Source organism: Rossellomorea sedimentorum, from assembly GCF_046237645.1.
Lineage (GTDB): Bacteria > Bacillota > Bacilli > Bacillales > Bacillaceae_B > Rossellomorea > Rossellomorea sedimentorum.
This window is the reverse complement of sequence record NZ_CP143546.1, coordinates 2,405,306-2,425,150: the sequence shown is the minus strand read 5'-3', so window position 1 is coordinate 2,425,150 and position 19,845 is coordinate 2,405,306. Positions and strand designations below refer to the sequence as shown.

Sequence of the window (19,845 nt, the reverse complement as noted above, 5' to 3'; positions counted from 1 at the left end):
TCATGGATGTTGGTGATTAAATGAAAAAGATAGGAAATATATTTATTTTACTCTCATTATTAATAGCTGGTTATGTCGGGTATGAACACGTGAATGCTTATTTTATTGAAAAGAAGCTCCTTGCTAATACTGAGGAGCTCTCACGTTCACTAAGAAATGATATAAAAGTCGTTAAAGGTGAGGCAAATTCGATAACGAATGATGTTAAAAGAGAACGTTCGACCAAAAATAATGCACAACTAACACTGTCCATCCCAAAAATAGACTTGACCACTCATGTGTTTTACGGAACTTCTACAGACATTTTAAAAGTGGCCGTCGGTCAGTTAGAGGGGAGTGGGGATTTAGGTGAAATTGGTCAAAATCACGTTATTTTAGGACATCGATCCCACACAACCGGAAAATTCTTTAATCGACTGGACGAACTGACTAAAGGAGATACTATTCATTTTTCGGGAAGGCATGATGAAACTTACGAAGTCATAGAGAAAAAAATCATACTCCCTACACAGCTTGAAGTCTTAGAGGCGAGAGAGGGAAAATCTATCGTCACATTAATTACCTGTCATCCAATGTATTCTAGTGAAAAACGCTTAGTTGTTGTAGCAGAAAAGGTTTCTTAAAAGCACCATTGGGTGACCTTTTCTAGGTGTTTTAAGATAATTCCTAGGCTGCTTAATGAAGATGATCTCTGTTTAGAACAGGGGTCATCTTTTTTAATTGTTGCTTTAGGTTAATAAACCTTAGAATTTAGGCTCTATAATGGAACAAGTCCGAGGAGAAAAACCCTTCAAAACATCTATGGTTTTGCCAATACACAATTCTTGGGAGGAAAGTCTTCAAGGGTGTTGAACTAAATAGAGGAGAGTTATATGTAAACCTAACAAAACAGGCGACCTCATAGGGAAATGAAATAGGATGTTTTATGAGCTATACAAATATCTAGGAGCAGTCAGTTGGTATGGTACATACAAAAAATCATCACAGAGAGATTTGTCGAGGCAAAGTTTATCAAAAAAAGTAGAAATGGTAAAAAAGAATGAAAAATGGAGAGTGCTATAAGAATGAAATTATATCGAATCATCTTGCCAGTTTCGAATATCGAGGAAGCGGTGAATTTTTATAGACATGTCTTAGGGGTGGAAGGTCAACGTGTATCGCCGGGAAGGCACTATTTCGATTGTGAAGGAACTATACTGGCTTGTTTTGACCCTATGGCAGATGGTGATGAAGTGGAAGCACGATGTAATCCGGAACACATTTACCTTTCTGTTGCAAATATCCATGATGTATATAGCAGAGTGAAGGAAGCTGAGGCTCTATACTTGGAAGACAGTATAAAAACCCGTCCCTGGGGGGAAGAATCATTCTATGCTAAGGATCCCTTTGGAAATCCCTTATGCTTTGTAAATGGACACACAGTTTTCATAGGAGTGGAAGGAGATGAGAGGCATGTATGAGCTTAAGACAAAAGAAAATGACAGCAGTGTGATTGAATTTATTGAAGCTGTTGAAAATCCGCGGAAACGTGAGGATGCTTATAAGCTGCTGGATATTTTCACTGAAACAACCGGCTATCAAGCAAAAATGTGGGGACCTAGCATTATTGGCTTTGGATCTTATCACTACAAATACAAAACCGGACATGAAGGGGATGCACCGCTAGTGGGTTTTTCCCCTAGAAAAGCAAAGATCAGTCTGTACTTTGCGACTGGTGACCCAGACAGGGAGGAACTACTGGAGAAGTTCGGCAAGCACACCTCTGGAAAGGCCTGTGTGTATATCAATAAAGCTGCAGATATTGACGTTGAGATTTTAAAAGAATTAATCCGGCAATCAGTGGAGTTCCTTCAGAAAACTTATCTGGATGAGGCTTAAACTGTAAGGAGTTGTAAAGATTAAACACTTTGTTTTTGATCACCAGCTGAATGGAGAAATATTAATGGAAGTGCACTCTTTATAGGGTGCATTCCTTCTTTATAAAGTATTAGAAAACTAAATGATCCTTATAAGGTTTGCAAAATATTTACTGATTTACCTGGCAGCCCCCAAAAGAAAAGGCAAGTATGATAAAATTCTGAATTATATGAGGAATCTGGAGGGTGCCTATGGAATTATTTATTTTTGGTGGTTTATTATTTATTTTGTTCTTGTATATTCTCTACTCCATTATTGAAGCGGGAGTGAGAAGAGGGATAGATAATTCAGAAACAGGACAAATAATCAGGCGGATGATAAAAGATCAGATGGAAAAGCCTCTTTCTCCGCCCTCTGACGAAGAAATTGAAAAAGAACTTGAACGGCAATTGAAAGAGAAAGATTACTGATTTTCTATTCTAACTTTAGGATTCATTTTAATTAAGCAGTTAATAAAGACCTCATCTTCTTTAGGTGAAGTGTGAATCACTTCATACTTTTGGTAGTGTATTTCAAGCCTGTTAATAGAAAGAGAAGGCGAAGTGATTGGGCTTTTTACTTTTCTGATTTGATTGTCTTGATTTCTTCATTTGGTATTCTTCACATGAACGGTTCTAGAAAGGCTTTAGAGAACAAAAAGGGATAGATTCAACTTGTAAAGTGCCTCTAGAAGGGTTCTAGAGACAAAAATGAAGAGGATTCAATGTGAAAAGTGCCTCTAGCAGGACTCTAACGTCAAAAAAGGAGCAGTTTCAAAGCCGAAAGTGTTCCTGGATAGCTTCAAAAGCTCCAATAGAAGATCACAAACTGAAGAATGAGTGATAAATGTGGAATTAGGAGTGTAGTGATCTATGAATGACCAGCCAATCAATATAAAAGAAAAACTTAGTAAGTTTACAGAACATTGGTCGCCAAAAGTCGTTGCTGAAATGAATGACTATCAATTCAAGCTTGTGAAGGTGCAAGGTGACTTTGTATGGCATGCCCATAAAGATACGGATGAGGTGTTTATCGTCATCGAAGGGGAAATGTCCATAGAATTCCGGGATGGCGAGGTCAAGTTGACTCAGGGAGAGATGTTTGTTGTTCCTAAAGGAATCGAACACAAACCATATGCACAAGACGAGTGTCATATCATGCTTGTTGAACCAAAAGGGGTGGTGAACACTGGGGAGGCAGAAGGTGAGCTGACTGCTGAGAATGATATCTGGATTTAGGGGGAGGGATGAGCATGCCTTCTGTAGGCGTCTTTGCAGTGGTGCGCAACCAGGATAATGAAGTGTTATGTGTGAAGTTGAATTATGGATCCGGCAATTGGACATTGCCAGGCGGACATCTGGAAGAAAACGAATCACCCATTGAAGGGGTAAAAAGAGAAGTCTTGGAGGAAACCGGATGCGAGGTAGAGGTTGTCAACTTCGTCGGTGTCTACTCTTCTCCTGAAAAAGGTGACCTTGTACTTCTGTTCAGGGCAGACATTCTCAAGGAGGGATCCTTCATGCCGAATGAAGAAATTCAGCAAAGAAGATTTTTTGCGGCGGACAGCCTCCCCGATGAAATGCACCCTTGGAACAAAAAGAGAATTCATGACGCCGCTACGGATATGAAAAGCTTTCTGCATGTGTTCGAGAAAGAGGGGAAGCTATGAGTCTTCTCTTATCGCCTGTAGGTTTGGAGAATAGAAGAGATTATCTTCAGCTGCTGTTGATTGCTGATGAAAGTGCAGAGGCTGTCAACCAATATATTAATGAAGGAGATATGTTTTCGATAAAGTTCAATGATCATTTGGCTGGAGTTCTTTTATTTACCCCTGTGAAAGAGGGGATTCTCGAACTTAAGAATATAGCCCTTTCATCTGACTGCCGAGGAAGAGGACTGGGCAAGGCATCCATATATGAAGCGCTTTCCTATTATAGAAGGAAAGGGGTGAAAAAGGTAATCGTTGGTACGGCAAACTCAAGCATCGACAACATTGCATTTTATCAGAAAGCTGGTTTTAGAATGTATGATATAAAAAGGGGTTTCTTTTTAAAATATCCTGAACCCATTTATGAAAATGGAATCAGGGCATTGGATATGTTGATGTTTGAGAAAGATTTATTTCAGGATTAAGGCAATCTGTGCAAGGAACAGCTCGATAAAATGGACAAGAAGGAGAAATGGAATGTACTGGGTAGCAGCGCTATTTGATGAGAAAACAGAGAAGTTGATCAAACAAATATGGAAAGAATTAGCTCAAGAATCACTCTCTTATTATGAAGAGGAGATAAAGAATCCCAGACCGCATATCACATTGGCCAGCTATAGCGAATTGGATAAAGAGAGATACATAGATGAAATGAAAAAGTTATATGAGAACCAACAGGAGATGGAAATTTGTTTCAATACCCTTGGTTCCTTTCTGAATTATGGGACGCTTTTCTTTTCTCCCACTATGACGAAGGAACTTATGGACCTTCATGCAGCACACCACAAAAATTTTAACTATAACGAGACGACAAATGCATTATACCAGCCGGGGAAGTGGATCCCCCACTGCACATTGGCCAACAAGTTGTCTGAAGAAGAACTCGCCAAGGCCTTTCAATTTTGTTTGAAAAGAAATGACTCTATTAATGGAAAAATCACAGAAATTGCACTGATTGAAATGGAAGACAGCCAAGACGATCAACTGGAAGCCCCAATTATTTTTTCAGTGCCTCTAAAGGAAGTAGAGAAAAATGTTTAGATTAGAAGTAGATGAGGATACTTCCATATCGCTTTTACAGCCTAGGCATGCTGTTCACCTTTTTTACCTGGTCGACGCCAATCGAAATAGGCTTGGAAAGTGGCTTTCATTCCCGGGAAAAACGAACTCAGTTGAAGATTCGAAGCTGTTCATTGAAAAGTCTTTGATCAGATTCGGCAAGAATAATGGCTTTTGGGCAGGAATCTGGTCTGGCAGCGAGCTTGCCGGTGCAATTGGGTTTTTATATGTGGATTCTGTTCATCAGAAAACGGAAATTGGTTATTGGCTTGGAAGTAAGTTTGAAGGCAGGGGTCTCGTGACGAAGTCCTGCGAATGTTTCATCAGACATGCTTTTGAAGAATGGAAATTAAACAAAGTAGAAATCAATATGGCAAGCGGAAATATTCAATGCAAGGCTGTTGCAAAAAGGCTTGGCTTTAAGCAAGAAGGGATTATCAGGGACTATGAGCATCTGAATGGGGAGTATCATGACCGGATCGTTTTTGGAATGCTTCAGAAGGAATGGTTAAAAAAATAGGAGAATGAGGGTGGCAGAAATGAAGAAAACGGCTGTACTGTTATATCCTCAGTTCAGTGAATACGAGTTAAGTGTTGCTCTATCGGTGTTGATGCAGGGAGACAAGCCTGTTGTCACTTGCTGGACGAAAGACGAACCGGTTAGAGGTGAATCCGGCTTAACCTGTTTGCCCGATGTGATAATCCAGGAGATTGATCTAAATGATATTGATAGTATTTTGCTCCCGGGCTGTATGGATATTATGTCTCTAGATGAGGAAGAAGGTCTATGCACATTCCTGAAAGCTGCCGGAGACAAGGTTTCAGTTATCGCCGCCATCTCGAGCTCCCCTTATTTGTTGGCAAAGGCCGGTCTTCTAAAAGGTTTAAGGTATACAGTCGGTCTAACGGAAGAAGCTCGTGATGCATCAGGCCTTTTTGAAAAAGGTAAAACTATACAGATCAGATGGTTGTCCAGGACGGAAAGATAATAACCGCACGAGGAAGAGGATTCATTGAATTCGGTACTGCTTTTGGGGATGCCCTGGGTCTGTCGTTTCAAGGAGAGTGGTACAGATGCTGACGATGTATGGAGAGAGACTCTTCTTGAAGGAAATAGAGGAACAGGATTGGGAAGATATCCATGACTATGCCTTACAAGAACAAACAAGCCAGTATCAGAATTGGGGTCCAAACACAGAAAATGAGACAAAGGATTTTGTCAAAAAGCATTGACTGATAGGAAAAGAACGCCTCGAACTCGATTCCTGTTTGTTATTCTCAACATGAAAGAAGACTACATATTAGGTGCCGTTGAATTAAATATAAGAGACTTTCATAACCAGGCGGGTGAAATTGGCTACGTATTGAACCCGAAATGCTGGGGGAACGGCTTTGCAGTAGAGGCCGCAAAATTGGTCGTTGGATTTGGATTTCAAGAATTGAACCTTCACAGGATTTACGCAACATGCAATCCTGAAAACGCTGGTTCGATCAGGGTGTTGGAAAAATTAGGACTGAAAAAAGAGGGAACTATGAGACATCACTTAAAGATGAAAGATGGATGGAGAGACTCCCACTTGTATTCCATATTAGAAAATGAATGGGTAAGGGACTAATAGATGTTGTAGTTACTACAGAAGCTCTTATACCGGTATTCCTTCTTTTTTATCAGGATTTCAAACAGATGATCCTCAAAATGAACGTTATATCGTATGGTGGGAAGCTTCTCAGGGCTAGCAGAATCAGCTTAAAAAAGACTGGGAGAGGCCGAAATAGAATTCATTTTCAACGAAGGCGGTAATCTCCTCATCAAGGAAAGTGATCTGAAAGAAGCAGTCATGTGCTGCACATAAAGGAGGAGGGAGAGGCATGTATGGCGTGATAGCGGTCTTTGATGATGAAACCGACAAGGCCATCTGTGAAGTATGGCAGGAATTGAAAGAGCATTCGATATCCTTTTATGCCCAGGAGGTCATCAATAGGATTCCCCATATTACCCTGGCAAGTTATGAGTATCTCGAGGAAGATTCTTTCATAAAAAGGATGGAAGAGGTATACAGCGCGGAAAAGAGTGTGGAGATCCATTTCAATGCATTGGGTTCATTTTTTAAATCGGGAGCTCTTTATCTATCCCCGGTTTTTACAAAAGGGTTGAATGACTTGCACTCGAGTCACCATCACTCATTTACTGAATGGGATGCATTTTCCTCTTCTTTATACTCCCCGGATAAATGGATTCCGCATTGTACCTTGGCCAACAGGCTGTCACTAGAAAAATTAAGTGAGGCTTATGCTTACTGCTTGGGAAGATTTGAAACCATTTCAGGAAAGATTACCGGTATAGCTCTAGTTAAATTAAATGGCAATACGGCACCTGTTATCCATCGGGTACAGTTAAAGTGAGGAAAAGGAGAGAACGTTATGCTTCATCATGTTGAACTATATGTGTCAGATATAAAAAAATCCAGTGAATTTTGGGGTTGGTTCTTGGAAGAACTGGGTTATCAATCTTATCAAATATGGGAAAACGGTCAAAGCTGGAAGATGAACGAGACGTATATTGTCTTTGTTCAGGCGGAAGAACGATTCCTTGATATACCTTATCACCGGTGCAGGGTAGGGCTGAATCACCTGGCCTTCCACGCACAATCTCGAGAACAGGTGGATGAAATGACCATGAAAATAAAAGAAAGAGGGATGGACATCCTTTATCCAGGAAAGCATCCATTTGCCGGCGGGGAAACGTACTATGCACTTTTCTTTGAAGACCCTGACCGAATCAAGGTCGAGTTAGTCGCTCCAGAATAAGGCTGCAAAAAAGAGTTATAAGTTAAGGAGGATTAGATGCTTGGTGTAAAAAAAGGTGAAGTATTTTTGCTTGAGCACTCTAACGACTGGGGAAAGCTCTATAAAACGGAAAAACACTTATTAGAAATCATCCTCGGAGATAGTGTAGTCGATATTCAGCATTTTGGCAGTACAGCCATTAGTGGAATGAAGGCTAAACCGATCCTTGACCTTCTTATAGGCGTCAACTCAATAAAGGATATCGAACAGTTTGACACAGCCCGGTTAAAGCAAGAAGGATACTACCACTTGCCCAGAGTGAACATTGAAGGAAAGCAGGTATTTGCAAAATTCATAGACTTAGAAAGCCTTACAAAAACGCATATTCTTCATGTAGTGGAATATGAAGGAAAATGGTGGAAAGAGCACATCACTTTCCGGGACTATTTGAACAGCCACCCATCAGCAGCTAAAGAGTATGAAGCATTGAAAATCCGTCTGGCCGAGGAACACCCTGATGATGAAGCTGCCTACACTTCAAAGAAAAAGCAGTTTGTTGATAACATATTAAAACACGTCTGAGTTGTAGCTACCTTGATACTTTACATAGGACGCAACATTGGTTGGGGGCGCGGTACCACTACAAACGGCCCCTTCCTACCGGCGGGAGATCACCGTCCGCTACCAAAACCATCGTCTTCTAATCCCACATATCCCTCCAAAAACCGCATTAAAGAACAAAATATTCCTAAAAGAATAAATCTAAGTGAAATTTTCAGGAGGAATTTTATTCTAGGTAACGAATAAAGGATATATCTGGATTGCCTAAAGGAGCGTGTTCTTTATGAGTATTGAATTTACCAATAAAGAAGAGATTGCCGATTTCATTGAGGCTAACCGAGAGAACTTCAAGGAAAAGCTGCTATCTGAAGCTGTGAATGTAAGGAACAAAATAAATGATATCTTAGAAAAAGGAAATATTGACCTATTAAAAAATGCAGAAAAGCTTGCCCTCTATATCGTAGAAGGCAGAGAAGAAGAGTTGGTAGACTTTGCGAGAATAGAAGGGGTTGCCTGGGCCGAGCATTCTCTAACCCTGGCATTCAAATTGGAGTGGGTTCAAGCAATCAGGCGTACGTTATGGTATTTCCTCTACCAGTATGACAAACTGAATGAGGACCATACTTTCTCACGTAAGAAGTTCTTTGATCTGGAGAAAAGAATCAATGACCGCGTTGATCAGTTCCTGAATACTTTTTTTATCAGTTATTCTGATTATAAAGATCAGCAGCTGATGTCTCAGCGCAAACTTGTGGAAAACTTATCGGTTCCCATTATTCCGATTAATAGTTCAATCGCGGTGCTGCCTCTGATTGGCATGATGGACACGGATCGTATCAACACATTAGAAGAAAAAGTATTGATGGGCATCAATAATATGAGAATACATACCCTGATCATTGATTTGTCTGGTGTTGCTGAAATGGAATTAGAAGTCATTGTCCAGTTTGAAAAAATCTTAAATGGTATTCAAATGATGGGGTGCAAGGCTGTCCTTACAGGGTTAAGGATGGAATTAGTCAGAAAAATGATCAATGCAGGCGTGGGTTTCGATCGTCATGTAGAAACAAAAGCAACCTTGCAGCAGACACTAAAAGAACATCTAGTGCTTGGTAAGGGTGTACAGGTCACTTAAATATTGGGGTTCTGGTTAAGGACTCTAAAAGGAGAGCTGATTTTCATAATCGGCTCTCCTTTATGCGTTAGTAGGTCATTCACCAAGGCTCTTTTTTTAATATTGTTGTTTTATAATATGAATTTTAAAAATTATAGTAAGCCTTCACGAGAAATCCTGCTAAGCAAGAAAGAAAAGAGCTACTCTCCCTGTTCAAAAAAAAACGTGTACACAGGGTGAAAATGCGGCACTTGGGATTTTTCCGACATTACCAATTTATACGAAAACACCATTCTTTAATGAAGCGGCTTCTGTCTGGTCAGCAGAGGAAATCATGAAAGCTCATACTGTTTTATCTGAAAAAAGCATTATTTCATAAAGGGAAAATGAAACATTTAGATAAAAGTAAAGGATTACTTTGAAAGTGAAACTTTTTGTACCAGGTAAATCGTCAAATAATAAATCCATAGACGGGTGAGGGGAAAAGGGAGCTGCAGCATGGAGGAAAGCAAACGGAATGAGTTATTGGAAGAAATCATGACAGTATATGGAGATGAGTTGGTCAGGCTTGCCTACTCCTATGTAAAAGATGCAGACATTGCAAAAGATATTACCCAGAATTCTTTTGTTAAATGTTATAAAAAGCTTGATCAATTCAGGGGGGATGCCAAAGTCAAAACATGGCTGTACCGGATTACCATCAATGAATGCAAGGACCATCTAAAGAGTTGGAACCATAAAAAAGTTCAAGTGATGGATTACATACAGGAAAATACGAAGTCACTGCTCCCTTCAGCTGAAACGACAGTGCTGAAGGAAGCCAAGAATCAGCAGATCAAAAATATCGTGCTGTCACTGCCCAAGAAATACAGAGAGGTAATTCATCTTTATTATTTTGATTCTTTGAATATTGAAGAAGTCGCAGAAGTAACCGATCTTGGTGTGAACACAGTCAAGACTCGCCTAAGAAGAGCTAAGCAAAGATTGAAGACTAAATTGGAGGAGGCCGGTGTATATGAAAGATAAAGATTTAGAAAAATCATTAAATGAATTTCATCAAACCGACCTCACCTTTACGAAAGAGGACAGGGAAAAGGTATTTCGAAAGATAGAGGAAGAAAACACTCGGAAAAAGACAAATATCTTCCAAGCTATTCGTTATCGTGCAGCTCCTATAATAGCGATGGCCGTACTCTTGTCACTTTCAGTAATCCTGGCTTATTCTTTTATTAGCAGCACGAACAATCAGAATGCTGATCAGGCGGATAAACAGACAGCCTTGGAACAGAATGAAGATACAACTCTGCTATTCTTAGTAACCAATGAAGAACATAGAACGGATTTTCACTTACTCATCTCTTACAACGAGAATAAGGGAAGTATCAATCTGCTTTACTTACCACCAGATATTTATGTTACTGCTGAGAATTCAGGGACAGCCACAGAAGATAAGGATAAATTGTCCCACGTCTATGCCTATGGTGAGGGGGCACAATCAGTGCAGGAATCCGTATCCCAAATACTGGGAATGCCGATCGACTATTACGCAGCTGTTAAACTTGATGACTTTGAATATATGCTGAAATCTTTAGAAGGAACAGAATACCGATCGAATGGGAAGATATCATGGACTTCTCCTGAAGGAGTTCAGATTGAACTGGAAAAAGGCCTGAACTTAATAGAAGGGAAAAAAGCTGTGGATCTTCTGACTGCCGATGTACCTTGGGATAAGGATGAGGACGGTTGGGATGAACAAGACAAAATGGAATTGTCAGAAGCTGTCTTAAAGAACTTGTTAAAACAACTAAGGACCAACAGCATTCATGCTTTATTCGGCAGTGCAGAAACCAATGCAGATCTGGAGAAAGTTCTAGGAGAGCTGGCTGCGACTAAATTAAATACCATGGAGACAATCTCTCTAACTGAAGAATTGAAGGTCGAATGGATTGGTGACATCTATTATCTTCAGTTTAAAAAGGATGCGGTAATGCGAATTAAAAAGGAAATAACCACTTTTGAGTGAAGTAGTTATTTCCAAAAAACACCTCAGGCTGACCATCCTGGGGTATTTCTCTCAGTAAAGCTAGGACTTGTAACAACTTTTTGTGGATGTTGCTGGAATTAGTACAAGTATGAGTCTCTCCTATACTCTTAAAATAAGAAAATGAAGTGTTATGAAAGGGAAAGCCGGATAGACACAAGAATTGAAACATTCATTGTAATGGGGTCGCTGTATTGTCTGTCCAGTATAAAAGTATAAGTAAAAACTTCCTTAAGGAATAAAAATAAAGGTGGATGACTTTGGATTACGTAAAAGACTTAAGAAAGCTTGTAGGGACACGTCCGTTGATTTTGCCGGGGGCAGTTGTCCTAATTTTTAATCATAAAACTGAAGTATTGTTACAACATCGTACTGACGGAGGATGGGGCCTGCCTGGTGGGTTGATGGAGTTGGGGGAAAGCCTGGAAGATACCGCCCGTCGTGAGGTGAAGGAAGAAACGGGACTGACGATTGGTGAACTGGAACTCGTTGGTATTTTCTCAGGTCCTGACTATTACTTTAAAGTACCCTCCAATGGAGATGAACTCTACTCGGTAACGGCTGTTTATTATACCAGGGGCGCAGATGGCAATATCGTGATAGACGAAGATGAATCGTTTGATTTTCAATACTTTTCACTTGAGGAACTGCCAGAAGGGTTAACTGAAGAGTATAGGGGTTACATAGAGGCGTTTATTGAAAAGTTTTAACTGGATCATAAGGAGAGGTGCTTAATGGGGAGCAAGTTATCTTTATCAGCAGGGGCTGTAGTTCTGAACGAAGAGGGAAAAATTCTGCTTATCCGGGGGCCAAAACGAGGCTGGGAATTTCCGGGTGGTGTAATAGAAAGAGGCGAATCGATAGCCCAAGGAATCATTCGTGAAGTAGAGGAAGAATCGGGAATCATCATGGAAATCACCAAGTTTTGTGGAGTCTACCAGAATTTGAAAGAGGGTGTTTGTGCTACATGCTGGCTGGGAATAGCGGCAGGTGGTACACCAAGGACAAGCGATGAGAGTCTGGAAGTGGGGTTTTTCACATATAGACAAGTGATGGAGATGGTGACGTGGGGTAACTTTAAAGAACGGATACAGAGGATATTGACTCCTGAGGAACAGCCATTCTTCATTGCATTCTAAAAGAAATTATTGTGTCTTGGGAACTTCGTTAAAGGGAGTTCCCTTTTTTCGTAGAATACGAGTAAGAAGTATGCGGTGGCACGGATCTGCAGGGAGCTCCCTGGGTTCCGTTGACGCCAATCTTGTTTTTTGCTGCTGCTATATTTGCTGTAGCGTTGATGATCGAAGGGTACATTCAGGCTGCATCCGGTTATTCTTATTATGCTAAGAAGTTTAAGAGCGGAATTTCAAAAAGGGAAGAAAATAAAAAAAGACCGGTGAAAAAATCGGATTTTAAGAGAATCAGTGTATAGATTTTCAAGGCGTTGAATGAGAAAACGTCTTTTTTTACTGAATTTAGAAAAATCTGAAACCATTCTGCTGGTAAAACCGTCATATATAGGAGGGGGATATACTATTCATTTATACATATAGCATAAATAGTAGAACAGAGGTGTTGGGTTGGATTCTTTTACATATAAAACAGAAACAGAGAGATTGATAGTAAGGCCTTTAGCGGAAAAGGATTACCTGGACTGGTATAGAGGGTTTAATGAAAGACGACCTTCGCAGTATCGGCATGATCAGGGAAAACTGGATATGAGTGAGTGCTCAGAAGATTGGTTCGCATCCTTGGTGAAAAAGCACCAATCTCTGGCTTTGGAAGATACCGCTTTTGTGTTTGGTGTGTTTGCTAAAAAGGATGGGACACATTTAGGCATGGTTGATTTCTCAACGTTGGCACGGGATAACTTCCAATGGGGAAGAATCGGTTATTCAATCCATAATCAATTTTGGGGAAAGGGATATGGTAAAGAAGCTGTAGCTGGAGCGCTGGATATTGCCTTTAGGGAACTGAAGTACCATCGAATCGAGGCGCATATTAACTTGGATAACCAGGCCTCCATACGTTTAGCAGAGAGTGTGGGAATGGAGTTTGAATGCATAAGGAAAGGATTCATCTACGAGTTTGGTGAGTGGACAGATAATCTAGTTTATTACAAAAACGCAGGGGGATGAAGTCAGTGAGCATTCATTTTACGCTGAAAGAGCTGGCAAAAGGTGTTTATGCGGCCATTGCCAAGCCAGGCGGAGGAGCAGTTGGCAATGCAGGGTTTGTGGATCTCGGTGATCATCTGCTCGTCTTTGATTCCTTCAATACTCAACAGGCTGCCGAAGACTTGAAGGCAGCGGCCGAATCACTGACGGGGAAAAAGGTATCCTGGCTGATAAACAGCCATTGGCATGGTGATCATATACGTGGCAATCAGGTTTTTGAAGAGTGTTCTATCATTTCCACCAAGATAACTAGAGAGAAGATGGCAGAGAAGCATCCGTCCAGAATGCAAAAACAGAAAGAAGATATTGAAGGTCTTCATACATACATAACGTCTTTAAAAGGAAAAAATGAGGAACATTCACTAGAGCAAATCTCGTTTTTAGAACAGATTGCCCTTTCATTGCCTGATTTAAAACTGGTTCTTCCAACCAATACATTTCTAAAAGAATTTGTCTTTCATGGAACTGAGAAGACAGCTGTTTTAATGACGATGCGAAGAGCTCATTCTGTATGCGATTCACTGCTTTTTCTTCCGGAAGATAAGGTTGTGTTTATGGGTGATTTACTATTTGTTGGTTCTCACCCGGCTGTATTTGAAGAATCGGATGTTGATAACTGGTTGAAGATCCTTGAACACGTTAAAACGCTCGACTTCACCATAGCCGTTCCTGGCCATGGAACTATGGGAGAGAAAGGTCATCTTCAACTTTTGCAAAATTATTTAGAGGACATAAAGAAACTGGCCGGGGAAACTAAAAGTTCCATAGAGACGGAGATTCCCCTGCCTTATAAGGAATGGGCTTCATCAGAGCTGTTCAGGAAAAATATTGACCTGTTGAGGAAGGGATTCAAAGTAAGATAATTCAATTCAGAGGTTAGGGTGTCTCATGAAGGGTTCATAAGACCAAAAAAGCGAGGGCTCCGCGATTAGGGTGTCTCATGAAGGGGTCATAAGACCAAAAAAGCAGGGAATCAGCGATTAGGGTGTCTCATGCAGGGTTCATAAGACCAAAAAAGCGAGGGCTCCGCGATTAGGGTGTCTCATGAAGGGTTCATAAGACCAAAAAAGCAGGGACTCCGCGATTAGGGTGTCTCATGAAGGGTTCATAAGACCAAAAAAGCGAGGGCTCCGCGATTAGGGTGTCTCATAAAAGGTGCATAAGACCAAAAAGGCGCAAAGTCTGTGATTAGGGTGTCTCATGAAGGGTTCATAAGGCCAAAAAAGCATTGGGCTCCGCGATTAGCGTGTCCCATGGAAAGTCAATAAAACCAATAAGCGCAAAATCATTAAAATCTGTAATGCAACGAGGAACATCTAACAAAGGAGTATCCAATTTGAAAGATAAAAAATTGAGAATTGCCTGGGTTGTATTAAATCTTTTTTCTTACATCATGCTTATAGGTGTCTCTTTGTTTGTAGGAGTAAATGCTGAAGGACTGGCTGAAATTAATCGGCTTTCCATTTGGGTTATTACCATACTGGGGTTGTTATTTGTTTCGGTTTTCGGAAGTGTGCAGGTGAGCACATGGATTAAGAAAGGTAAAGTATAAGGTTAGGGGGGAGACCAATGCAGCTGGAGCAGGAAGTAGTGCCGATGTTATTGGCTGGATTTTCAATCGTCATGGGAGGAGCGATCCTGTGTGTCCTATTTCTTTGGTTAAGGACGAAGAAGTAATTCTTGGGGATACCTCTGGATGCTCGTACATTTTTTCATTTTTTCGGCTGCTGTCTATATTTTCATCCAAGCGATAAATTATAGGGGTGAGCACACAATGGTATCGGAGGAAATTTCGCTTAGGGTCGGCATGGCAGGAATGACTTGGGCTGTGAGTGTGTTGTGCCTGGTCTTGAGTCTGTTTTGTTTTTCGAAATCTCGCAGAGTCAAGGTTTAATTAGGAGATGGAATAGGCGTTACAATCAGCAGTTCTCGTAAGGCAGGTAGAATAAAAGAACCTAAATTGGTTGGGTGTATGCCCAGGTGTCCATTATATAAACGAAATCGGCATACAAATTGAGAGTGTGGTCATAACGTGAATTAACTGTTAAATGGGAATATTCTTTACATCTTCGTCATATCATTTTAAACTGTGGATGTGCAGTAATATTTTCCAATTACTATTTCGAAAGGAGGAGAAGAGGATGATTAAATTTAACGATATCATTCTGGAAATTAAAAAAAGTGAGGAAAGGTCAATAAAAACGTAGCACAGGGGGATTATATGAAAACGACAGCAGAACAAGTGAAAATAGTAGAATACCATGAAGGTTTAGCAAAAGGAATTGCGAAAATGTGGAATGAAAGCCGGGAAAACTGGGGCGGAGATTCGACAATCACGACCGAGCAGGAAGTCATAGAAAAAGAGGCAAACTCTACTAATCTCCATTTATTTCTGGCTATGGCAGGGGAAGAGGTTGTCGGCTACTGCGGACTGTCTCAATACCGTGAAGACACCGGGGCGTTATACATTCCATTGTTGAATGTGCATCCTGCCTATCAAGGGCTGAAAATTGGCAAGCAGCTTGTCTTAAAGGCTTTGGAGAAAACGATAGAATTAAATTGGCCCCGTTTGGACCTGTTCACATGGCCCGGTAACACCAAGGCTGTGCCGCTTTATAAAAAGTGCGGCTTCTTTTGGGAAGAAAGAGACGATAGTACTCATTTAATGAATTTTATCCCACTGGTCATGCAGATCGAATGGCTGCGTCCTTTCTTTGAAAAACATGACTGGTACAGTACCAGCCAGCGCGAAATTACAGTAAAGCCTGATGGAGTAAAAGTACAAGATCATACGTGCTTTGAATACAAGTGGCAGGCAGGCGATGAGTTTGTCCGGGTGCAGATCGAACGAACAGGGCGAGGCATCCGGTTAATAGAAACCCAGGATTTGCTGGTGGAAGTCAGCTTACCGGGATTTAAGCTGCTGGAAAAAGAGCAGCACCCTGTAACCTACAAGGTTATGAACAAAACAGGGGAACCGCTTAATGTTTCCTTATCAGGAAATGCGAATGAAATTGTTGATCATTCTTTTCAACAATCATTCACAGTGAATGAAGAATGGACGGGAGAGTTTCCAGTTAGTCTTTCCATGCCTGACAGCGAGCCAAGCCCATGGAAAACCCATCCTGCAGTCAGCTCTACCGTGAACATTCATGGGATGGAGTTCCCGTTTAAAGTAGGGGTGTTTCCAAGGCAGGCTGGTAAAGTATTCGTCCGTTCCACTAAAAAGAACTGGAGAGCAAGGCAAAGAGGATTGGTTCATCTCGATATTGAAAACCAGCTCGATGAAGAGTGCACATTTTCTATTCATTTGCCGGACAATCCTGTTGTGAAGTGGGAACGAAAAGAAATAGAGGCTGTTTTGAAAGGAAAAGAAAGAACTGCTTATCCGATTCCTGTCAAACTATTAACCAATGATTTTTTATCAGAAGAAATAGACGTGCTTGTATCGCGTGAGAATCAGCAGCCTATCAAATTTAAAGCCAAACTGGCATTGGCATTCCCGGGCTACGGAAGTAAGTTTGGCGGTGAGACAGAAGAACACTGGTATGGTTATAATGGTCCATATTACGTTGAAGTGGAAAAGCGCAATCATATAGTGAAAGTGGGATCCATCTATTCTTCGGGAGAGGCCTTAACATTCTTTTCACCTAAACTCGGGAAACCATTCAGTGAGGAATTTTCGAAAAAGGAAGCCACTGCCATTGAATTCATAGAATTAGTCGAAGGTTTCGTGATGAAAACTTCCCTGGATTCTGATGCCTTTCCTTCCATTACTCTGAATACTTACCTGACAATCTTCGGGGACGGCTATATTGAAATGAGTCATGAAATAGTCAACAAAGGAACTGAGGTTCATAAGGATATTTATCTCCTTCAGCCTGTATACCCACAGTTCAAAGGCATGGCCCTTCCCCAAAAGGATGGAGCTTTAGTAGGAACAGAGGCATCCATCCCGTTTATTGACTATATTAAAGATAAAGAGATTTCGGAAAACTGGCTTTTCATCAAAGGAAATCAAGGAGATACGACTGGGTTATCCTGGCCTGAAACAGCCACCGGCAGGAAAGATGACTGGCGTTTTGGGGTTGAATATAATGTTGATGAAATTCAGCCGCAAGAGGAAATCTGCTTCGGCCCAGTTGCAACTGCCATAAACACTTTCCCTACATGGAGACATTGGCGGGAATTTATAGTAGGGGAAGACGCACCTGAAATGAAGGAACAGCCCTTGTATGCTCTTCAAGCTAAAAATGAAGATTTTGTTACTACTGTCGGGGAAACAGTGGAGTACTCATTCAGGTCTATGTTGACTCCGTATGTTCACGGAAGCTTAAGACTGAGCAGTGAAGGTGAAAAGTATGAAGGCGCAGCCAAAAAAGAAGATGAAGTAACGCATATTGACCTTCAGGTGGAACACAACTCTTCGGGAGTGAAATCCATTGAGGGAAGCTTTATTACACCGGGGCAAAAAGCAATGCTGCAATCCATTCAGCTTGTAAAAGGCAGTAAGGATGTCAGGGTGGAAGAAAACAGCGGTGACTGGTCAGTCGAAAACGGTGTGCTTTCATTTAAAGCCTCCCCTGCTTATTTTCCTGGTATCTATTCCTTAATGGTGGAAGGAAAAGAAGCCTTGCACAATCAATATCCTGTTGCAGGACCAAAGGCATGGTGGAATCCGTGGGGCGGCGGCATACGCTATTACTTCCAGAATGTCAGCCCATACTCAATGATGAAAGAGACAACCACGGTGGAAAGGGTTAGCAGAATCGACCAAAATGGCCATACTTGGACAGGACTCTGCCTGACGACTGAGTTTACTGAACATGAGACTATGAAAGGAACGATCTTAAAGCAATATGCTCTTACTCTTCCTGAGGTGCCTGTACTCGCTTGCTACGGAGAAGTGCTTCAAAACTCCGGCCGTACGTTCAAAGGACAACTGCTCGATTTAGAAGCATTTTTCAAACCGGGGGATGAACTTGCTTCATGCTTTGCGAAAGTGCCTTCTGAAGGAGTAGTTGAGAAGTATTATGCGGGTATTGAGGAGTTCTTGCTCGGGGACACAGAATTTGTAACTGTGGGGTCGGAAGAATGGAGAAACAAGGTCAACGTCATTCACCCTGCATCCCGCAGATTGTCTGAACTTTATATGAATCAGGAAGTCTTTGTCGTGGCATCCACAGAGGAATGGTCAGCATCAAGTGGAGAGACCTACACCACGAAACCGACCATCCTGCTGATTGGGGAAGAGGATTACTCAAAATCCCTTAAACCCCTTAAAAATCTCAGGTTCAAATAGTCATTCACAAAAAAGGGACAGAACCCTGCTGCATCTTCATTACAGGGTTCTGTCCCTCACCCATTTTGCATAGGAGGAATAAGGATGAAACTTCATGTGAAAGACCAGATGTTCAATTTGAGGAAAGCCAGGGAAGAAGATAAAGAAAAGATTTTAAGTTTGCTGGTGGGAGCCGCTGAATGGCTGCAGACAAAAGGAACATCACAATGGGATTACTATATGACGGATTTAGAGGCTAATACAGAAGAAGTGCTGGAATCCATCAAAAACCAAAGTACATATCTTCTAGAACAAGACGGGTTGGCAGCTGCATCGGTTATACTTGAAGAGAATCCCGGCGATTGGGACAGGGAAATATGGGGCGAGGAATCGGCTCAAACTGACGTCGTTTACCTTCACCGGCTTGTTGTAAATAGAAATTTTGCCGGCCGTGGAATAGGTGATGCCTTAATGGAATGGGCAAAGAAACATGTAAGGGGAAGAGAGAAAAAATATATCCGGTTCGACTGCCTGAATAGCAATGAAGGATTGAATAGTTATTATCAACGTCAATGTTCTCTGAAGGGGATTGCTGATGTATATGGGAAACATTCTAAATATGAGATAGTGCTATGAGGGTTTCTAATTGTCAATACTTCAAAAAAGCAGGAGGAGTAAGGAAATGACGCTCGATAAATATTGTCCTTTTTGCAAACCGCTGATGGATCCTAGACAAAAGATTATATTTGAAAACGAAAATTGCTTTTTCCTTCAACATATTGACCATCAGGACGTCCTTGAAGGCTCGGGGGTCATTGTTCCAAAACAACACCATGAGAACGCTTTTGAACTGACAAGGAAAGAGTGGAATGATACATATGACTTGTTACAAAGGGCAAAAAAATATCTTGACGAGAAATATTCTCCTGATGGGTACACACTTGGATGGAACGTAGGCGAAGTTTCCAATCAATCTATTTTTCATAGTCATCTTCATGTAATCCCTCGCTATGATGACGAACCATTAGCTGGAAGAGGGTTTCGCTATTGGCTGAAACAGCCGGAAAACAAGAGACCGGTAAGAGGAGTCAATTCGCGGTCGAAGTGATTATTATATCTGCGAACCGCCTGCCTAAGCAGCATAGAATTCGTAATGCTCAGCACGGGACAAAGGGATTTGCAGCCTATTTGTATGTAACTGATTTAAAAAACAAGAGTCAC

At 41.2% G+C, this 19,845-nt stretch carries 28 protein-coding genes; 27 read left to right on the top strand and 1 reads right to left on the bottom strand.

From position 1 onward, the window contains the following. The first annotated feature begins 20 nt into the window (after window positions 1–20). The 4 genes from V1502_RS12030 (at window position 21) to V1502_RS12015 (ending at window position 2,327) form a co-directional block, all read left to right on the top strand. Entirely contained in the window at window positions 21–623 is a 603-nt protein-coding gene (locus V1502_RS12030; protein ID WP_409250887.1) for a class D sortase, read from the top strand. 441 nt (window positions 624–1,064) lie between these two features. Then, entirely contained in the window at window positions 1,065–1,460 is a 396-nt protein-coding gene (locus V1502_RS12025) for a VOC family protein (RefSeq protein WP_409250886.1), read from the top strand. After that, the gene (locus V1502_RS12020) at window positions 1,453–1,878 is read left to right on the top strand and encodes a DUF1801 domain-containing protein (protein ID WP_409254341.1); all 426 of its coding nucleotides are present in this window, start codon (window positions 1,453–1,455) and stop codon (window positions 1,876–1,878) included. The genes V1502_RS12025 and V1502_RS12020 overlap by 8 nt, the downstream gene beginning before the upstream one ends. A gap of 230 nt (window positions 1,879–2,108) precedes the next feature. Continuing rightward, window positions 2,109–2,327: a hypothetical protein gene (locus tag V1502_RS12015; protein ID WP_409250885.1), complete on the top strand. Its 219-nt coding sequence runs from the start codon at window positions 2,109–2,111 to the stop codon at window positions 2,325–2,327. Here V1502_RS12015 and V1502_RS12010 read toward each other — a convergent pair. Further along, window positions 2,321–2,485, bottom strand: a complete 165-nt coding sequence (locus tag V1502_RS12010) for a PH domain-containing protein (protein ID WP_409254340.1) — start codon at window positions 2,483–2,485, stop codon at window positions 2,321–2,323. The two genes, V1502_RS12015 and V1502_RS12010, sit on opposite strands and share 7 nt — an antisense overlap. A gap of 283 nt (window positions 2,486–2,768) precedes the next feature. Here V1502_RS12010 and V1502_RS12005 point away from each other — a divergent pair, with 283 nt between their 5' ends. The 23 genes from V1502_RS12005 to V1502_RS11895 all read left to right on the top strand — a co-directional run bounded on the left by V1502_RS12005 (window position 2,769) and on the right by V1502_RS11895 (window position 19,732). After that, window positions 2,769–3,134, top strand: coding sequence for a cupin domain-containing protein (locus tag V1502_RS12005; protein ID WP_409250884.1), 366 nt, complete (start codon window positions 2,769–2,771; stop codon window positions 3,132–3,134). Window positions 3,135–3,148: 14 nt separating this feature from the next. Then, complete coding sequence (locus V1502_RS12000; protein WP_409250883.1) at window positions 3,149–3,565, top strand: NUDIX hydrolase; 417 nt, start codon at window positions 3,149–3,151, stop codon at window positions 3,563–3,565. Next, window positions 3,562–4,029, top strand: coding sequence for a GNAT family N-acetyltransferase (locus V1502_RS11995; RefSeq protein WP_409250882.1), 468 nt, complete (start codon window positions 3,562–3,564; stop codon window positions 4,027–4,029). Before V1502_RS12000 ends, V1502_RS11995 begins: the two co-directional genes overlap by 4 nt. A 52-nt stretch (window positions 4,030–4,081) precedes the next feature. Beyond that, window positions 4,082–4,645 carry a 2'-5' RNA ligase family protein gene (locus V1502_RS11990; RefSeq protein ID WP_409250881.1) on the top strand — a complete coding sequence of 188 codons (564 nt, stop codon included), beginning with the start codon at window positions 4,082–4,084 and terminating at the stop codon, window positions 4,643–4,645. Continuing rightward, window positions 4,638–5,183 carry a GNAT family N-acetyltransferase gene (locus V1502_RS11985; RefSeq protein WP_409250880.1) on the top strand — a complete coding sequence of 182 codons (546 nt, stop codon included), beginning with the start codon at window positions 4,638–4,640 and terminating at the stop codon, window positions 5,181–5,183. The genes V1502_RS11990 and V1502_RS11985 overlap by 8 nt, the downstream gene beginning before the upstream one ends. A gap of 19 nt (window positions 5,184–5,202) precedes the next feature. Continuing rightward, on the top strand, window positions 5,203–5,652 hold the full coding sequence (locus tag V1502_RS11980) for a DJ-1/PfpI family protein (protein WP_409254339.1): 450 nt from the start codon (window positions 5,203–5,205) through the stop codon (window positions 5,650–5,652). An 85-nt stretch (window positions 5,653–5,737) separates the two neighbouring features. Next, on the top strand, window positions 5,738–5,896 hold the full coding sequence (locus V1502_RS11975) for a GNAT family N-acetyltransferase (protein ID WP_409250879.1): 159 nt from the start codon (window positions 5,738–5,740) through the stop codon (window positions 5,894–5,896). Continuing rightward, window positions 5,893–6,279, top strand: a complete 387-nt coding sequence (locus V1502_RS11970) for a GNAT family N-acetyltransferase (protein ID WP_409250878.1) — start codon at window positions 5,893–5,895, stop codon at window positions 6,277–6,279. The genes V1502_RS11975 and V1502_RS11970 overlap by 4 nt, the downstream gene beginning before the upstream one ends. Window positions 6,280–6,532: 253 nt before the next feature. Beyond that, window positions 6,533–7,066, top strand: coding sequence for a 2'-5' RNA ligase family protein (locus tag V1502_RS11965; RefSeq protein WP_409250877.1), 534 nt, complete (start codon window positions 6,533–6,535; stop codon window positions 7,064–7,066). Between the two features lie 18 nt (window positions 7,067–7,084). Further along, the gene (locus tag V1502_RS11960) at window positions 7,085–7,471 is read left to right on the top strand and encodes a VOC family protein (RefSeq protein ID WP_409250876.1); all 387 of its coding nucleotides are present in this window, start codon (window positions 7,085–7,087) and stop codon (window positions 7,469–7,471) included. 36 nt (window positions 7,472–7,507) lie between these two features. Continuing rightward, window positions 7,508–8,032 (top strand): GrpB family protein, encoded by a 525-nt coding sequence (locus V1502_RS11955; protein ID WP_409250875.1) that lies wholly within the window; start codon window positions 7,508–7,510, stop codon window positions 8,030–8,032. A gap of 262 nt (window positions 8,033–8,294) precedes the next feature. After that, a complete protein-coding gene (locus V1502_RS11950; protein WP_409250874.1) occupies window positions 8,295–9,146 on the top strand; it encodes an STAS domain-containing protein in 852 nt (283 codons plus the stop codon). A 477-nt stretch (window positions 9,147–9,623) separates the two neighbouring features. After that, a complete protein-coding gene (locus tag V1502_RS11945) occupies window positions 9,624–10,151 on the top strand; it encodes a sigma-70 family RNA polymerase sigma factor (protein ID WP_409250873.1) in 528 nt (175 codons plus the stop codon). Further along, window positions 10,141–11,148: an LCP family protein gene (locus tag V1502_RS11940; RefSeq protein ID WP_409250872.1), complete on the top strand. Its 1,008-nt coding sequence runs from the start codon at window positions 10,141–10,143 to the stop codon at window positions 11,146–11,148. Before V1502_RS11945 ends, V1502_RS11940 begins: the two co-directional genes overlap by 11 nt. Before the next feature lie 278 nt (window positions 11,149–11,426). Beyond that, a complete protein-coding gene (locus tag V1502_RS11935; protein ID WP_409250871.1) occupies window positions 11,427–11,876 on the top strand; it encodes an NUDIX hydrolase in 450 nt (149 codons plus the stop codon). A gap of 24 nt (window positions 11,877–11,900) precedes the next feature. Continuing rightward, window positions 11,901–12,305: an NUDIX hydrolase gene (locus V1502_RS11930; protein ID WP_409250870.1), complete on the top strand. Its 405-nt coding sequence runs from the start codon at window positions 11,901–11,903 to the stop codon at window positions 12,303–12,305. Between the two features lie 110 nt (window positions 12,306–12,415). Continuing rightward, on the top strand, window positions 12,416–12,598 hold the full coding sequence (locus V1502_RS11925; RefSeq protein ID WP_409250869.1) for a hypothetical protein: 183 nt from the start codon (window positions 12,416–12,418) through the stop codon (window positions 12,596–12,598). Between the two features lie 148 nt (window positions 12,599–12,746). Beyond that, window positions 12,747–13,304, top strand: a complete 558-nt coding sequence (locus V1502_RS11920; RefSeq protein WP_409250868.1) for a GNAT family N-acetyltransferase — start codon at window positions 12,747–12,749, stop codon at window positions 13,302–13,304. Between the two features lie 5 nt (window positions 13,305–13,309). Further along, the gene (locus V1502_RS11915; RefSeq protein WP_409250867.1) at window positions 13,310–14,206 is read left to right on the top strand and encodes an MBL fold metallo-hydrolase; all 897 of its coding nucleotides are present in this window, start codon (window positions 13,310–13,312) and stop codon (window positions 14,204–14,206) included. Between the two features lie 473 nt (window positions 14,207–14,679). Beyond that, complete coding sequence (locus tag V1502_RS11910; RefSeq protein WP_409250866.1) at window positions 14,680–14,895, top strand: hypothetical protein; 216 nt, start codon at window positions 14,680–14,682, stop codon at window positions 14,893–14,895. Window positions 14,896–15,564: 669 nt separating this feature from the next. Beyond that, entirely contained in the window at window positions 15,565–18,645 is a 3,081-nt protein-coding gene (locus V1502_RS11905) for a GNAT family N-acetyltransferase (protein ID WP_409250865.1), read from the top strand. Window positions 18,646–18,729: 84 nt separating this feature from the next. Next, a complete protein-coding gene (locus V1502_RS11900) occupies window positions 18,730–19,260 on the top strand; it encodes a GNAT family N-acetyltransferase (protein WP_409250864.1) in 531 nt (176 codons plus the stop codon). Between the two features lie 46 nt (window positions 19,261–19,306). Continuing rightward, on the top strand, window positions 19,307–19,732 hold the full coding sequence (locus V1502_RS11895) for an HIT family protein (protein ID WP_409250863.1): 426 nt from the start codon (window positions 19,307–19,309) through the stop codon (window positions 19,730–19,732). The last annotated feature ends 113 nt before the right edge of the window (window positions 19,733–19,845 follow it).

Bases quoted from the DNA above. Each gene is read 5' to 3' on its own strand.
- V1502_RS11950 (WP_409250874.1), top strand. From the start codon at position 8,295: ATGAGTATTGAATTTACCAATAAAGAAGAGATTGCCGATTTCATTGAG.
- V1502_RS11930 (WP_409250870.1), top strand. From the start codon at position 11,901: ATGGGGAGCAAGTTATCTTTATCAGCAGGGGCTGTAGTTCTGAACGAA.
- V1502_RS11900 (WP_409250864.1), top strand. From the start codon at position 18,730: ATGAAACTTCATGTGAAAGACCAGATGTTCAATTTGAGGAAAGCCAGG.
- V1502_RS12030 (WP_409250887.1), top strand. From the start codon at position 21: ATGAAAAAGATAGGAAATATATTTATTTTACTCTCATTATTAATAGCT.
- V1502_RS11980 (WP_409254339.1), top strand. From the start codon at position 5,203: ATGAAGAAAACGGCTGTACTGTTATATCCTCAGTTCAGTGAATACGAG.
- V1502_RS11960 (WP_409250876.1), top strand. From the start codon at position 7,085: ATGCTTCATCATGTTGAACTATATGTGTCAGATATAAAAAAATCCAGT.
- V1502_RS11945 (WP_409250873.1), top strand. From the start codon at position 9,624: ATGGAGGAAAGCAAACGGAATGAGTTATTGGAAGAAATCATGACAGTA.
- V1502_RS12020 (WP_409254341.1), top strand. From the start codon at position 1,453: ATGTATGAGCTTAAGACAAAAGAAAATGACAGCAGTGTGATTGAATTT.
- V1502_RS11985 (WP_409250880.1), top strand. From the start codon at position 4,638: ATGTTTAGATTAGAAGTAGATGAGGATACTTCCATATCGCTTTTACAG.
- V1502_RS12005 (WP_409250884.1), top strand. From the start codon at position 2,769: ATGAATGACCAGCCAATCAATATAAAAGAAAAACTTAGTAAGTTTACA.
- V1502_RS11955 (WP_409250875.1), top strand. From the start codon at position 7,508: ATGCTTGGTGTAAAAAAAGGTGAAGTATTTTTGCTTGAGCACTCTAAC.
- V1502_RS12000 (WP_409250883.1), top strand. From the start codon at position 3,149: ATGCCTTCTGTAGGCGTCTTTGCAGTGGTGCGCAACCAGGATAATGAA.
- V1502_RS11995 (WP_409250882.1), top strand. From the start codon at position 3,562: ATGAGTCTTCTCTTATCGCCTGTAGGTTTGGAGAATAGAAGAGATTAT.
- V1502_RS11975 (WP_409250879.1), top strand. From the start codon at position 5,738: ATGCTGACGATGTATGGAGAGAGACTCTTCTTGAAGGAAATAGAGGAA.
- V1502_RS11905 (WP_409250865.1), top strand. From the start codon at position 15,565: ATGAAAACGACAGCAGAACAAGTGAAAATAGTAGAATACCATGAAGGT.
- V1502_RS11965 (WP_409250877.1), top strand. From the start codon at position 6,533: ATGTATGGCGTGATAGCGGTCTTTGATGATGAAACCGACAAGGCCATC.
- V1502_RS11940 (WP_409250872.1), top strand. From the start codon at position 10,141: ATGAAAGATAAAGATTTAGAAAAATCATTAAATGAATTTCATCAAACC.
- V1502_RS12015 (WP_409250885.1), top strand. From the start codon at position 2,109: ATGGAATTATTTATTTTTGGTGGTTTATTATTTATTTTGTTCTTGTAT.
- V1502_RS11895 (WP_409250863.1), top strand. From the start codon at position 19,307: ATGACGCTCGATAAATATTGTCCTTTTTGCAAACCGCTGATGGATCCT.
- V1502_RS11990 (WP_409250881.1), top strand. From the start codon at position 4,082: ATGTACTGGGTAGCAGCGCTATTTGATGAGAAAACAGAGAAGTTGATC.
- V1502_RS12025 (WP_409250886.1), top strand. From the start codon at position 1,065: ATGAAATTATATCGAATCATCTTGCCAGTTTCGAATATCGAGGAAGCG.